This window comes from Mesorhizobium sp. M0910, from assembly GCF_040319465.1.
GTDB lineage: Bacteria > Pseudomonadota > Alphaproteobacteria > Rhizobiales > Rhizobiaceae > Mesorhizobium.
On record NZ_JAMYNZ010000015.1, the window covers coordinates 97,636 to 111,388 of the forward strand.

A 13,753-nucleotide genomic window follows, 5' to 3' on the forward strand; every position below is an offset into this window, starting at 1 on the left:
GATCGGCCGACTGGCTTGCCCGCGCCGCCGTATCGGCGACATTCCTGCTCGGCATGGCTTTCAGCACTGCGTTTGCGCAGGACCAGCAGCTACCCGTGGTGACGGCGGCCAAGCCAGTGGTCCGTGAAATCGTCGAAGACGACGAGTTCGTCGGGCGCTTCGAAGCCGTCGACCAGGTCGCCATCCGTTCGCGCGTCAGCGGCTATCTGGACAAGGTCAGCTTCCAGGACGGCGCACTGGTCAACAAGGGAGACCTGCTCTTCACCATCGACCAGCGTCCGTACCAGGCGGCTTATGATGCCGCCAAGTCGCAAGTGGACGTCGCCAAGAGTCTGCTCGAATTCTCCAAGATGCAGCTGGATCGCGCCGACGAACTCGCCAAGACCGGCAACATCTCAACCGCGACGCTCGACGACCGCCGGCGGGAATACCTTTCGGCGCAGGCGCAGATGCAGGGCGCGACGGCTGCTCTGACGACGGCCAGCCTGAACATGGAATTCACCGAGATCAAGGCGCCCTTGTCCGGCCGCATCGACCGCCGGCTGGTGTCGGTCGGCAATCTCGTGCAGCCGGATTCCACCTTGCTGACGACCATCGTTACGCGCGATCCGATTGACTTCTATTTCGACGTCGATGAGCGCCTGTATTTCAGCTACGCCCGCGACGCGAAGGAGCGCGGCGGCAGCATGCAGGAAGGCGCCGGCGGGCTCGAGGTAGTGGTTCGCGTCGCCGACCGCACGGAGGCGGTATTCAAAGGCAAGCTCGATTTTGCCGAGAACCGGATCGACAACGCGACCGGCACCATGCGGGTGCGTGCAAGGTTTCCCAACACCGACGGCATTCTCCAGCCAGGCATGTTCGGGCGCATCAACGTGCCGGGGTCGCTGCCGCATAGCGGCGTGCTGGTGCCCGACGAGGCGATCGGCGCCGATCAGGATCGCCGCATCGTGTTCCTGGTGGATGAGGCCGGGATGGTGTCGGCGAAGCCCGTGCGCACCGGCCCGCTTCTCGACGGCTACCGGGTGATCCGCGGGGGCCTGACCGGCAACGAGACGATCATCGTCAACGGGCTGATGCACGCCAGGCCCGGCACCAAGGTGAAGGTCGAGATGGTGACGTTGCCGCCCAAGGCCGAGATCGCCGAGTTGCAGCAATGAGGTTCGCACATTTCTTCGTCGACCGTCCGATCTTCGCATCGGTCGTTTCGGTCGTCCTGCTGATCCTCGGCGGGATTGCTTATACCCAGCTGCCGGTCGCGCAATATCCCGAGATCGCGCCGCCGACCATCGTCGTTCGCGCGCAGTATCCGGGCGCCGACGCCGAGACGGTCGCAGCGACGGTGGCAACGCCGATCGAGCAGGAGATCAACGGCGTCGAGGGCATGCTCTACATGTCGTCCTATTCGTCGGGCGACGGGGCGATGGCGCTGACCATCACATTCAAGCTGGGCACCGATCTCGACCAGGCGCAGGTGCTGGTGCAGAACCGCGTGTCGGTCGCCGAGCCGCGGCTGCCCGAAGAAGTCCGACGCCTCGGCATCACCACCACCAAGAGCTCGCCCGACCTGATGATGGTCGTGCACATGCTGTCGCCCGACAATACCTACGACCAGCTCTACGTCTCGAACTACGCCCGCTCGCGGGTGCGCGACATACTGCTCAGACTCGACGGCGTAGGCGACCTCATCATCTTCGGCGAGCGCGAATATTCGCTGCGCATTTGGCTCGATCCGGAAAAACTGTCCGCCCTGGGGATGACCTCGGGCGATGTGGTGCAGGCGCTGCGCGACCAGAACGTCCAGGTGTCGGGTGGCTCGATCGGCGCGCCGCCGACCAGCACCGGCACGGCGTTCCAGTACACGGTCACCACGCAAGGCCGCTTCAACGACGCACGCGACTTCCGATACGTGATCGTCAAATCGGCCGCCGACGGCCGCCTGATCTCGCTGCAGGACGTGGCGCGCATCGAGCTCGGCGCCAAGGATTACGTCACCAACTCCTATCTCAACGGCAAACCGGCGGTGGCGCTCGCCATCTTCCAGCGGCCGGGCACCAATGCGCTCGCCGCAGCCGCGGAGATCCAGGACAAGATGAAGGAGCTTTCCCGCGACTTCCCGAAGGGGCTGAGCTACGACATCGTCTACAATCCGACCGAGTTCGTCGCCGAGTCGATCCAGGAGGTCTACAAGACAATCCTCGAGGCGATGCTGCTGGTCATCATCGTCATTATCGTCTTCCTGCAATCGTGGCGCATGGCGATCGTGCCGATCGTGGCGATCCCCGTGTCGCTGATCGGCACGCTGGCGGTGCTTTACGCCGCCGGCTTCTCGCTCAACATGCTGACGCTGTTCGGCCTCGTTCTGGCGATCGGCATCGTCGTCGACGATGCGATCGTCGTGGTCGAGAACGTCGAGCGCAATATCGCCCGAGGGCTGGCGCCCAATCCGGCGTCGCACCTGACCATGGACGAAGTCGGAACCGCGGTCATCGCGATCTCGCTGGTGCTGATAGCCGTGTTCGTACCGACAGCCTTCATCCCCGGCATTTCTGGGCAGTTTTACCTGCAGTTTGCGATCACCATCGCGGTGTCGACGGCGATCTCGGCATTCAATTCGCTGACGCTTTCGCCGGCGCTGGCCGCACTGCTGTTCAAGCCGCACCACGCCGCGGCGGCGCCGCCGCGCTTTTTCCTGGCGCGGTTCGGACGGGCGCTCGCCGACGGCTTCAATCGCGGCTTCGACAGGGTCGCCCACTGGTATTCGAGCATCATCCGCGTGCTGATCGGCTCGTGGATAACGATCGCCGCCATGCTGGCCGTTTTCGCGGGCCTCATCTACGCCACGGTCTACCTGGTGCAGGCGGTGCCGCGCGGTTTCATTCCGTCGCTTGACCAGGGCTATGCGATCGTCGTCGTCCAGTTGCCGGACGGCGCTTCGCTGTCGAGGACCGATGCGGTCATCCAGCAGGCGTCGCAGATCATCCAGAAAACGCCAGGCGTCGACTACGCAGTCGCCTTCGCCGGCTTCTCCGGCGCGACCTTCACCAACGCCAGCAATGCGGGCGTGATCTTCGCCAGGTTCAAGCCGTTTGACGAGCGACTGAAAGCCGACCAGTCGGCAACCCAGGTCATCGGCAATCTGTTCGGCAGCCTGCAAAGCATCAAGGAAGCCTTCATTATCGCACTGCCGCCGCCGCCGATCCGCGGCGTCGGCAATGCCGGCGGCTTCAAGCTGCAGATCCAGGAGCGCAACAGCGCCGACATGCGACAGGTCCTGGCGCTTGCCTACGAAATCGCCGGCAAGGCCAACAAGACGCCGGGGCTGACGGGCGTGTTTACCACCTTCTCCGCGTCGAGCCCGCAATTCTTCCTGGCGATCGATCGCGACAAGGCGCGCATCCTGAACGTGCCTATCCCCAACATCTTCGAGACGCTGTCGATCAATTTGGGCACCGCCTACGTCAACGACTTCAACGCTTTCGGGCGCGTCTACCAGGTGCGGGCGCAGGCCGACCAGGCGTTCCGCATAGATCGCGCCGACATCTTGAAACTGAAGGTGCGCTCGGCGACCGGCGCGCTGGTTCCGCTCGGCACGTTGGTCGAGATCCGCGACGCCACCGGCCCGGCGTTGGTCCAGCGCTACAACATGTACGTCTCGGTGCCGCTGCAGGGCAACGCCGCGCCCGGCGTTTCCACAGGCGACGCGCTGGCATTGATGGAAGGGATCACGGCAAAGACGCTGCCGGCCGGTACCTCCTATGAATGGACCGAGCTCGCCTATCAGGAGCGCAACACAGGCAATGCCGCTCTCTATATCTTCGGACTTTCGGTGCTGTTCGTGTTCCTGGCGCTGGCGGCGCAATATGAAAGCTTGGTGCTGCCGTTCGCCATTGTGCTGGTGGTGCCGCTCGGCGTGCTCGCGGCGTTGCTCGGCGTGTCGTTCCGAGGGCTGGACAACAACATCCTCGTGCAGATCGGCCTCATCGTGCTAATCGGGCTTGCCGCCAAGAACGCGATCCTGATCGTCGAATTCGCGCGGCAGGCGCAGGAACGCGGGCTGTCGGCCGCCGAGGCTGCCGTCGAAGCCTGCCGGCTCAGGCTGCGGCCGATCCTGATGACCGCCTTCTCGTTCATCCTCGGCGTCGTGCCGCTGATGATCGCAACGGGCCCGGGCGCAGAAATGCGCCAGTCGCTCGGCACCGCGGTATTCTCCGGCATGCTCGGCGTCACCTTCGTCGGCCTTTTCCTGACGCCGGTGTTCTACGTCACGCTCAGGTCGCTGTTTTCGCGGCGCAAGCCCCGTGCCGAGGCCGAGCCTTCGGGGCCGGCAGGGGCGCCAGCGGAGACGGCCGCCGAGTAGGTTACGAATTCGCCGCGTCGGGCAGGGCTTACCACTCCAGAAAATCGGCGCGGCGCGGCAACGGCCACGATCTGCGCGACTTCGGCGTCGAGGTACAGCGGAGACCCTTGCTCGCTCTGAGCCAGCAATCCAGCCCAACAGCCGCATCCAGCGAGACGATGCCGGGCGGCGAGGCCAATGCGATCTTCTATCTGGTCGGCCAGGCGGGGCTTAAGGGCGCAACCGCGACCTCCGGCGTCCTCGCTTGCGGTGTCTGCTTTCAGAACGCGGACAAGCTAATCTCAATGGCCGAGATTGCGGCGCAGAGCAGATGGTCGGCTTTCAAACCCGGAGCGACAAGAGCAGACCTTTGTTCGGCGCAAGTGTCGTCCTGACGTGACGCGACGCGGTCTTCCGTTGCGAGCGCCGCTGGCTGGAGCTGCGTTAAGTCGGTCGGAGGCCAATGGTATTTTCAATGGAACGCTAATATACATGGAAACCCCAACGAGCAGCGCCTGCCAGATACTTGAGGAATGCCATGCGAAGGCTCATCTTCACGGCGATGTGTATCGCTGCCGCAACAGCCGCTAACGCCCATGATTGGTACGAAGACAAGATTGACCCGCAGACCAAATTCAAGTGCTGCGGCGGTTCAGATTGCCGCGCCATACCTCGGTCTTCGGTGCGGTCCAGGGTAGACGGCGGCTACACTTACTTGCCGCATAATTTCACCATCCCACGGGACCGTGTCCAGGAATCCCCGGACGGTCAATACCACATATGCGAAAATAAATATGCTGTAACCAATCAGCTGTATTGGCGTTGCTTCTTCGCACCTCGTGTAGATGTATCTATACTTCTAAAGCATTAATCGGTCGCCGCTTCCGCAATTCACTTCCGCAAGGCGCTAGTCCATTAATTCTGTTGGACTTTCTTCAAAATTGTCGAAGCTCAAGCCGTGCGCGACTGCCCCAGGGATTTTATGACTACGCCGCGGCTATCGAGAGCCTGCCCGCCCTGGGTGTAACTCTATTGGGCCCGGCCGCGGGTGACTTCTGGCGACTCCGCGAATTCGGACAGTCCAGATTTTATCGTGTCGGCGCGGCCGTGGTTGTGTAGATTGGCTACGTGGCCCGCCTTGCCGCATTGTCGTTCCAAGTCCACTCGCCACGTGACGCAAACGCGGTAACGGCTGGCGATTTCGACCACGAGGGACAGCCAAGCGACAGGGGATAACTGCCGCGGGATCATCAGCACGGTTCATGCGGGAGCGGCATTCGCCGGATGCGGCAGCTGCGGCTGAAGTCTCGAATTTGACGCATCGGCACTTGCAAATCGTCAGCCGAGGTCTTTTGCTCGCGCGATAGTTGCCCTTGACCGTTGAATGGTTGGCGAACAGATGAACAAGATCGATCGACGGCGGCCAGAGTCAGAAACGGACGCCACCGCAAATGCCGCGAGACTTGGAACTCGGCTGCGCCTCGCCCGCCAAACACACGGCATGACGCTGAAGACGCTGGCCGCGGCTGCGAATTGCTCGGAAAGCCTGCTGTCCAAGATCGAGAACGGTAAGGCTTCGCCGTCCCTGCCCATGCTTCACCGTCTGGTCGAGGTTCTCGACACCAACATCGGCTGGATGTTCGAGCAAGTCGACGACGACGAGGCGATCGTATTCCGGGCGGGCGCAAGGCCTTTGATTGCGCTCGACGCGCTACGGCGCGGCGAAGGCATTTCGCTCGAACGCATCATTCCATATTCGCCTGGCCACCTCTTACAATGCAACATTCATCACATCGAGGCGGAGGGCTCGAGCGAAGGTCCGATCCAGCATTCCGGCGAGGAAGTTGGTTATGTGCTCGCCGGCCGGATCGAGTTGATCGTCGACGGCAAGAGCCATGCTCTCGCCACGGGTGATGCCTTCGTGTTCAGGTCGGAGCTGCCGCATCATTACCGCAACATCGGCGAGGAACGCGCCAGCATTTTCTGGGTCAATACGCCGGCGACTTTCTGAGCAACGCTCGGCGTTCATTTGGATTGACAAATATTCAAGTCTCTTGAATGGTTGCCTCGTGCCTGTAGCACCAACGGGACCAGCCGAGGTCTGGTCCGCAAGCAAGGGGAACCGAAATGCGTCTGTTCAAACTTCTCGCCGGCTGTGCCGCCGCCATTGCCATGGGCTCGGCAGCCATGGGCTCGGCGCTTGCCGATACGTTCGCTCTCGTCAACATCAACCAGCAGGCCCTGTTCTTCAACCAGATCAACGAGGGCGCGCAAAAGGCAGCCGACGCCGCCGGCGCCAAGCTGGTCATTTTCAACGCCAATAATGTGCCGAGCGCGCAGAACGACGCGATCGAGAACTACATCACGCAGAAAGTCGATGGCATCATTCTAGTCGCCATCGACGTCAACGGCGTCAAGCCTGCGATCACCGCAGCCAAGGCGGCCGGCATTCCCGTCATAGCCATCGACGCGCAGATCCCCGACGGCGACAATGTTTCGTTCATCGGCGTCGACAACACCAAGGCCGGCGAGGACATCGGCAAATTCTACGCCGACTATGTGAAGACCGAGATGGGCGGCAAGGCCAAGATCGGTATCGTCGGCGCACTCAATTCATTCATCCAGAACCAGCGGCTCGACGGCTTCAAGAAGGCGGTGACCGAAAGCGGCCAGGCCGTCACCTTCCTCGACACGGTCGACGGCCAGAACGTTCAGGAGACCGCGTTGAGCGCTTCGGAAAACCTGATGACCGCCAATCCGGACATGAACTCGCTCTATGCAACCGGAGAGCCGGCCTTGCTCGGCGCAGTTTCGGCCGTGACCAGCCAGGGCCGCACCGGCGACGTCAAGGTGTTCGGCTGGGATCTGACCAAGCAGGCCGTTCAGGGCATCGACGACGGCTGGGTGGTCGCGGTCGTGCAGCAGGATCCAGCCGGCGAAGGCAAGGCTGCGGTCGAAGCGCTGGGCAAGCTCAAGAAGGGCGAGAAAATCGATCCGATCATCAATATCCCGGTGACGATCGTGACCAAGAAGAATGTCGACCAATACCGCGCGATGTTCAAGTAAACTGCGTCGGCGACCGGGCCGCGGCGCCGCCTGGGGCTGCGCCGCGGGCACCTTGCAATCGCGTGGAATCCCAGATGAGCAGTGGCCAGACCTATCGGGTGCGGATGAGCGGCATCTCAAAGCGCTACAACGCCATCCAGACGCTCGATGACGTATCGCTGACGCTGAAGCCGGGCGAGGTGCTGGGGCTGGTCGGCGACAATGGCGCCGGCAAGTCGACATTGAGCAAGGTGCTGTCGGGGGCAGTGGTTCCCGACGCCGGCACCATCGAAATCGACGGCAAGCCGGTGATCTTCAGCTCGCCGGCGGACGCACGTGCGGCGCGCGTCGAGATGGTCTACCAGGACCTGTCGCTGTGCGACACGGTCGACGTCGCCGGCAATCTGTTTCTCGGCCGCGAGCCGCGCCGCCGCATCGCAGGCATTTCCTTTCTCGACAAAAAGCGCATGCATGACGAGACGCGCCAGATGCTCGATCGGCTCGGCATCGTCATTGCCGACACGCGACTCAAGGTCGAAAACCTCTCCGGCGGGCAGCGCCAGTCGATCGCGATCGGCCGTGCCGCCTCGTTCGAGCCGGCCGTGCTGATCATGGACGAGCCGACGGCAGCGCTTGCCGTGGCCGAAGTCGAAGCGGTGCTCGAACTGATCCGCGCGGTCAGTGCGCGCGGTGTCAGCGTCATCCTGATCACCCACCGGCTCCAGGATCTGTTCCTCGTCTGCGACCGCATCCAGGTCATGTACGAAGGGCGCAACGTAGCCGAGCGGCTGATCGGCGAGACCAACATCGAGGACGTGGTCAATCTGATCGTCGGCCGCAAGTTCAATGCGCGTTCCGCCACCAACGGCTACCGCGGTGGAGCGCCGGCATGAGCGACGCGATCCACGCCGCCCAGCCCTCACGTGTACGCAAGGGCACCTGGCGCGATGCGCTCCTCGCCAATGGCAGTGTCGTCTCGATCGCGCTGTTCTTTCTGGTCGTCTGCATCATCTTCTCGGTTGCGACCGACGCGTTTCTGACATCGCCCAATCTGTTGAACATCCTGCGGCAGTCGGCGCCGCTGCTGATCGTTGCCGCGGCAATGACTTTCGTCATCACCACCGGCGGCATCGATCTTTCGGTCGGCTCCGTGCTGGCGCTGGTGGCGACGCTGTCGGCGACACTTTTGCAGTTTGGCCTGCCGTGGCCAGTCGTTATCCTCGTCATGCTCGCGCTCGGTGCCCTGCTTGGCGCGGTGCAGGGCTATTTCGTCGCCTATGAGGGCATCCCGTCCTTCATCGTCACGCTTGCCGGGCTTTCGGTGATCCGGGGCGTGGCGCTGCTGATCACCGGCGGCTATTCCATCCCGATCGAGCCCGGAAGCGCTTTCACCGTGCTGGGCCGCGCCTGGTTCCTTGGCGTGCCGGTGCCGGCGCTGATCGCGCTGGCGATCCTGGCGATCGCCTATCTCGCCTTCAACGAGACGCCGTTCGGCCGCTATGTCACCGGCATCGGCGCCAACGCCGAGGCGGTGCGGCGTGCCGGCGTCAACACGCGGCAGACGACGCTCTTCGTCTATGTGATTTCCGCCACCGCGGCGGCCCTTGCCGGCATCATCATTGCTGCCCGGCTCGGATCGGGATCTTCAAATGCCGGACAGGGTTTCGAGCTGGAAGTCATCGCCGCCGTCGTGCTCGGCGGCACCAGCCTGTTCGGCGGCCGTGGAACGATCATCGGCACGGTGCTCGGCGCGCTGACCGTCGCCGTCATCGGCAACGGCCTGATCCTGGCGCATCTGTCGCCCTTCCTGACGCCGATCGTCACCGGAACGATCATCCTGATCGCCATCTGGCTGAACTTCCGCCTGTTCCGCGGCGCCGTGCGGAGCCGTTGAGCCGATGAGTGGTCTGTTCGATGACGCAGCGCCCAGGCAGCGGTTGCCAATCGGGGTCGAAACCGGCCAAGTGATGACCGTGCTCGGCCCGGTTCCGGTCGAGGACATGGGGATAACGCTCATGCACGAGCACATACTGCTCGACGGCGCACGCAGCTGGAAATGCCCCTGCCATCCCGATGACATAGCGATCGCCGAGCAGCCGGTGAACATCGAGATCATCGGCGAATTGCGCATGAACCCTTACGTCAACCGCGACAATGTCTCGCTCGACGACGCCGACCTGGCGTTGTCGGAACTGCAGCGCTATCGCGCGCTGGGCGGCCACACCGTCGTCGACGCCACCAATATCGGCATCGGCCGTGACCCCGAAAAGCTCGCCCGCATCAGCCGCATGTCCGGCCTCAAGATCGTCATGGGCACCGGGTTCTATCTCGAGCATACCCATCCCGAATGGCTGAAGGCCATGGATGTCGACGCCGTGACCGAGTTCATCGTCAACGATGTCGGCGGCGGCGAGACGCAGCCGCCGATCATGGCCGGGCTGATCGGCGAGGTCGGCGTCAGCAAGGATTTCACCGCCGAGGAACGCAAGTCGCTGCGAGCTTCGGCGCGCGCTTCGCGCATCACCGGGGTGCCGCTGTCGATCCATCTGCCTGGCTGGGAGCGGCTGGCGCACGACGTCCTCGATATCGTCGAGGCCGAGGGCGCCGATCTCCGCCACACGGTGCTCTGCCACATGAACCCGAGCCACGACGATCCCGATTACCAGAAAAGCCTCGCCCGGCGCGGCGCGTTCCTCGAATACGACATGATCGGCATGGACTATTATTATGCCGACCAGGACGCGCAATCGCCCTCCGACGAGGAGAACGCACGCGCCATCGCCGCCCTTGTCGAGGCCGGCTTCGGCGACCGCCTGCTATTGTCGCAGGATGTGTTCCTCAAGATCATGCTGACGCGCTTCGGCGGCTTCGGCTATGGCTATATCCTGAAGCATTTCATACCGCGTCTGAAACGCCACGGCGTCGAGCAGGCGGCCATCGACCGCATGCTGATCGCCAATCCGAAAAGCGTATTCGCGCGGCTCTAAGCGGCCTGGAACTACACGGGAGTTCAAATGTCCAAGAAGAAGATCCTGCTTGCCGGCGAATCCTGGGTGTCGACCGCGACCCACATCAAGGGTTTCGACCAGTTCCCGACTGTCACCTATCACACCGGCGCCGACGAATTGCTGGGCGCGCTCAAGGCGACCGATTTCGACGTCACCTTCATGCCGGCGCATGAGGCGCAGCGTGGCTTTCCTCAGACGATGGAGGCGCTGTCGGCCTATGACGCGGTCGTGCTCTCCGACATTGGCGCCAACACCCTGCTGCTACATCCCGACACCTGGGTCCACTCCAAGCCGACGCCGAACCGCCTGCGCCTGCTCCGCAATTACGTCAGCGACGGCGGCGGTCTGTTGATGTTCGGCGGTTATTACAGCTTCCAGGGCATCAATGGCGGCGCGCGCTACCGCAAGACGCCGATCGAGGACGTGCTGCCGGTGAACTGCCTGGCCTACGACGACCGCGTCGAGGTTCCCGAAGGCTTTGCCCCGGTACCGAAACCAGGGTCGACACATCCTATCCTCAGGGGCCTCGGTTCGGACTGGCCGATCCTGCTCGGCTTCAACGAGGTGACACTGAAGGACGATGTGGAAGTTCTGGCCAGCGTATCGTCGGATTATGGTTCGCTGCCGCTGCTTGTCACCGGCCATTACGGCAAGGGCCGCACCGTGGCCTGGACATCCGATGTCGGGCCGCATTGGCTGCCGCCGCAGTTCATCGCCTGGCCAGGCTACAAGACCCTGTTCGAACAGATGCTGGGTTGGGCGACCGGCGAGAGCTGAGCCATGCATGTCCACGTCGTCGGCAATGCCTGCATCGATACCATGTTTCGCGTCGGCCGCCTCCCTGCCGCGGGCGAGACTTTGAATGCCGTGAGCTATGCCGACGGGCTCGGCGGCAAGGGCGCCAACCAGGCGGTCGCAGCAGCGCGGACTGGTGCAGAGGTGACGTTCTGGACGGCGCTCGGCAAGGACCGCGAAGGCACATGGATCAGGAGCCGCCTCAACAGCGAACTGTCAGACCTCGAGGTCAGCGAATTCGAGCTGCCGAGCGACCGCTCGACCATCGTCGTCGATCGAGGCGGCGAGAATTTCATTGTCAGCGGCGTTGCCTGCAGCGACGCGTTCGATCCGGTGGCGCAAACAGCACTTGTCCGCTGGATCGCTCCCGGCGACATCCTCGTCTGCCAGGGAAATTTGCGTGCCGCCGCGACCGATGCCAGCCTCAGAGCAGCAAAGGAAAACGGCGCACGCACCGTTCTCAACGCCAGCCCGATCGATGCGGCATCCGTTCCCGATCTTGGCCTGGCGGAGTTTTTGGTTGTCAACCAATCCGAGGCGAAAACCCTGACCGGCCGGGATGACATGATAGCAGCCGCCGGCGCGCTGGTAGCCAAAGGTGCAGGCACCGTCGTCATCACGCTCGGCGCCGCAGGCTGTCTGGTGCTTGGCCCGGGCCAGGAAGAGCCGCTTCGTTTGCCGGCGCCGCAGGTCGAGGCGCTCGACACCAGCGGCGCCGGCGATGTGTTCTGCGGCTGTCTCGCCGGCGGGCTTGCTCGGGGCATGTTGGTTACCTCGGCGCTGGAGCTTGCGCTGGCGGCCGCCGCAATCGCCGTGACACGGCCGGGCACGCTGGCATCCTGTCCTTCCGCCTCCGAGATGGCGGTGCTCATCGATCAAATGGAGCTCTCATGACCCAGATCGGCCAATCCGGCGGCGACGCACTCTTCCACCTTTTCGGCCGCACCAAGGTAGTGATCGGCGTCGTTCACCTGGCGCCCCTGCCCGGCGCGCCGCGCTATGACGGCGAGGCCGTGGAGGTGATCTACCAGCGCGGGCTCGATGACGCTAAAGCCTATCTCGACGGCGGCTGCGACGGCGTCATCGTCGAGAACCATGGCGACATCCCTTTCGCCAAGCCTGACGATATCGGGCCGGAGACGGCGGCCTATATGGCGGTCGTTTCCGACCGCATCCGCCGCGAGCTCGGCAGGCCGGTCGGCATCAACGTGCTGGCCAATGCCGCGATCCCGGCCTTGGCGATCGCCAGCGCTGCCGGCGCCGGTTTCGTCCGCGTCAATCAATGGGCGAACGCCTATGTCGCCAATGAGGGTTTTGTCGAGGGCGAGTCGGGCCGCGCAGCGCGCTATCGCGCCAGGCTGCGCGCCAACGGCATCCGCATCTTCGCCGATGCCCATGTCAAACACGGCGCACATGCCATCGTCGCCGACCGTCCGGTGGAGGAACTGGTCAAGGACCTGGTCTTCTTCGATGCCGATGCCATCATCGCCACCGGCCAGCGCACCGGCCACGCCGCGGATTTGGGCTACATAAGCATGATCAAGCAGGCCGCCGGCCTGCCGACGCTGGTCGGAAGCGGCGTGACGCCGGACAATGCCAACGATATCCTCGCCATTGTCGACGGGGTCATCATCGCCAGCGCGCTGAAGCACGACGGCGTCTGGTGGAACCAGGTCGACTCTGCTCGAGTAAAGGCGTTCATGGGTGGTCTGAAGCGATAGCTCACTTCAACCGCCTAGCCCACCGCTCGGGCCACCTCGGTCAGAGACGACGGACACCCAGGATACTGCGCGAACAGATCGTCGACGGTCAGCAATGTGACGCCTTCCACAATCGATTGAGCAATCAGGATCCGATCGAAGGGGTCCTTGTGGATGGGTGGAAGCCCCTCCACCGCAATGGCGTGCTCGCCGGTGATTGGCGGCTCATGATAGCCATTATCTATCAGGCCCATAAAACTTAGTCTAATGGGCCCGATCTTCGAGTGTCTATCTCTCCGCCGATAGGATGGGATCCAATTGCCCATTCCCTCGACCGTGCCCGATCTTCGCGCTGGGCGCAGGCCAATGGCGCAGTCGAGGCGATTGAAATGGGCAATGCCTGAAAACTAGGGCGTCGAGGCCTACGCTCTCGGCGCCCCGTATCGGCATCACCGCCGTCCTTCACAGGCAAGGCTCCGCGATGACCCACCGTCCGCACCTGCACGTGATCGTGCCGGGCGGCGTCGCCCGGCTCGATCGATGATGGTCGAGCGGCTACTAGGCCGGCAACGCGCCGGATCTTTTGGCCGTCCAGGTGGCGATATAGTCCATCAGGCCAGGATTGAGGCAATCATAAGGTTCGAGCCCGATCGACTTCAGCTGTGACCTTATGCCGTCCATGCGGCTGGGATCGACACCGGATTCAATGATCGACGAGACAAAGGCGGTGAAGCCCGGAGGCGACCAGCCATCCTCCTGGAAGCGCTCCGGATGGATGAAGGACAGCCCCTTGAAAGCGTGGTCGCGCTCGACCGGGCCGTGCATGTGGACGCCGCAGCCGGTGCAGGCATGGCGCAGGATCAGCGCGC

General features: G+C 63.3%; 10 protein-coding genes and 3 pseudogenes. 11 read left to right on the top strand and 2 right to left on the bottom strand.

Features of this window, described 5'->3' with window-relative positions; translation table 11 throughout:
• Positions 1-53 precede the first annotated feature (53 nt).
• The 10 genes from NKH78_RS28305 (at position 54) to NKH78_RS28350 (ending at position 12,905) form a co-directional block, all read left to right on the top strand.
• Entirely contained in the window at positions 54-1,157 is a 1,104-nt protein-coding gene (locus NKH78_RS28305; RefSeq protein WP_352650761.1) for an efflux RND transporter periplasmic adaptor subunit, read from the top strand.
• On the top strand, positions 1,154-4,357 hold the full coding sequence (locus NKH78_RS28310; RefSeq protein ID WP_352778854.1) for an efflux RND transporter permease subunit: 3,204 nt from the start codon (positions 1,154-1,156) through the stop codon (positions 4,355-4,357). The genes NKH78_RS28305 and NKH78_RS28310 overlap by 4 nt, the downstream gene beginning before the upstream one ends.
• A gap of 1,378 nt (positions 4,358-5,735) precedes the next feature.
• Positions 5,736-6,347, top strand: a complete 612-nt coding sequence (locus tag NKH78_RS28315) for a cupin domain-containing protein (protein ID WP_352778856.1) — start codon at positions 5,736-5,738, stop codon at positions 6,345-6,347.
• A gap of 116 nt (positions 6,348-6,463) precedes the next feature.
• Positions 6,464-7,402, top strand: a complete 939-nt coding sequence (locus NKH78_RS28320; protein ID WP_352483917.1) for an ABC transporter substrate-binding protein — start codon at positions 6,464-6,466, stop codon at positions 7,400-7,402.
• A gap of 74 nt (positions 7,403-7,476) precedes the next feature.
• The gene (locus tag NKH78_RS28325) at positions 7,477-8,274 is read left to right on the top strand and encodes an ATP-binding cassette domain-containing protein (protein WP_352778857.1); all 798 of its coding nucleotides are present in this window, start codon (positions 7,477-7,479) and stop codon (positions 8,272-8,274) included.
• Entirely contained in the window at positions 8,271-9,275 is a 1,005-nt protein-coding gene (locus NKH78_RS28330; RefSeq protein WP_254819827.1) for an ABC transporter permease, read from the top strand. Before NKH78_RS28325 ends, NKH78_RS28330 begins: the two co-directional genes overlap by 4 nt.
• A 4-nt stretch (positions 9,276-9,279) precedes the next feature.
• Entirely contained in the window at positions 9,280-10,368 is a 1,089-nt protein-coding gene (locus NKH78_RS28335) for a phosphotriesterase family protein (RefSeq protein ID WP_352778858.1), read from the top strand.
• A gap of 27 nt (positions 10,369-10,395) precedes the next feature.
• The gene (locus tag NKH78_RS28340; protein ID WP_352706373.1) at positions 10,396-11,166 is read left to right on the top strand and encodes a glutamine amidotransferase; all 771 of its coding nucleotides are present in this window, start codon (positions 10,396-10,398) and stop codon (positions 11,164-11,166) included.
• 3 nt (positions 11,167-11,169) lie between these two features.
• Positions 11,170-12,078: a ribokinase gene (locus NKH78_RS28345; RefSeq protein WP_352706375.1), complete on the top strand. Its 909-nt coding sequence runs from the start codon at positions 11,170-11,172 to the stop codon at positions 12,076-12,078.
• Complete coding sequence (locus NKH78_RS28350; protein WP_352706378.1) at positions 12,075-12,905, top strand: BtpA/SgcQ family protein; 831 nt, start codon at positions 12,075-12,077, stop codon at positions 12,903-12,905. Before NKH78_RS28345 ends, NKH78_RS28350 begins: the two co-directional genes overlap by 4 nt.
• A gap of 14 nt (positions 12,906-12,919) precedes the next feature.
• Here the strand turns inward: NKH78_RS28350 and NKH78_RS28355 are convergent.
• Positions 12,920-13,150, bottom strand: a pseudogene (locus NKH78_RS28355) (type II toxin-antitoxin system VapC family toxin); the annotation flags it as partial.
• A gap of 170 nt (positions 13,151-13,320) precedes the next feature.
• On the opposite strand from NKH78_RS28355, the pseudogene NKH78_RS28360 reads away from it, so the two are divergent.
• Positions 13,321-13,407 (top strand): annotated as a pseudogene (locus NKH78_RS28360) (transposase); the annotation flags it as partial.
• Positions 13,408-13,442: 35 nt separating this feature from the next.
• Here NKH78_RS28360 and NKH78_RS28365 read toward each other — a convergent pair.
• A pseudogene (locus NKH78_RS28365) lies at positions 13,443-13,753 on the bottom strand (S-(hydroxymethyl)glutathione synthase); the annotation flags it as partial.

What these genes read in the sequence shown, in the direction of transcription:
- NKH78_RS28305 (WP_352650761.1), top strand. Translation starts at nt 54, where the DNA reads ATGGCTTTCAGCACTGCGTTTGCGCAGGACCAGCAGCTACCCGTGGTG.
- NKH78_RS28310 (WP_352778854.1), top strand. Translation starts at nt 1,154, where the DNA reads ATGAGGTTCGCACATTTCTTCGTCGACCGTCCGATCTTCGCATCGGTC.
- NKH78_RS28315 (WP_352778856.1), top strand. Translation starts at nt 5,736, where the DNA reads ATGAACAAGATCGATCGACGGCGGCCAGAGTCAGAAACGGACGCCACC.
- NKH78_RS28320 (WP_352483917.1), top strand. Translation starts at nt 6,464, where the DNA reads ATGCGTCTGTTCAAACTTCTCGCCGGCTGTGCCGCCGCCATTGCCATG.
- NKH78_RS28325 (WP_352778857.1), top strand. Translation starts at nt 7,477, where the DNA reads ATGAGCAGTGGCCAGACCTATCGGGTGCGGATGAGCGGCATCTCAAAG.
- NKH78_RS28330 (WP_254819827.1), top strand. Translation starts at nt 8,271, where the DNA reads ATGAGCGACGCGATCCACGCCGCCCAGCCCTCACGTGTACGCAAGGGC.
- NKH78_RS28335 (WP_352778858.1), top strand. Translation starts at nt 9,280, where the DNA reads ATGAGTGGTCTGTTCGATGACGCAGCGCCCAGGCAGCGGTTGCCAATC.
- NKH78_RS28340 (WP_352706373.1), top strand. Translation starts at nt 10,396, where the DNA reads ATGTCCAAGAAGAAGATCCTGCTTGCCGGCGAATCCTGGGTGTCGACC.
- NKH78_RS28345 (WP_352706375.1), top strand. Translation starts at nt 11,170, where the DNA reads ATGCATGTCCACGTCGTCGGCAATGCCTGCATCGATACCATGTTTCGC.
- NKH78_RS28350 (WP_352706378.1), top strand. Translation starts at nt 12,075, where the DNA reads ATGACCCAGATCGGCCAATCCGGCGGCGACGCACTCTTCCACCTTTTC.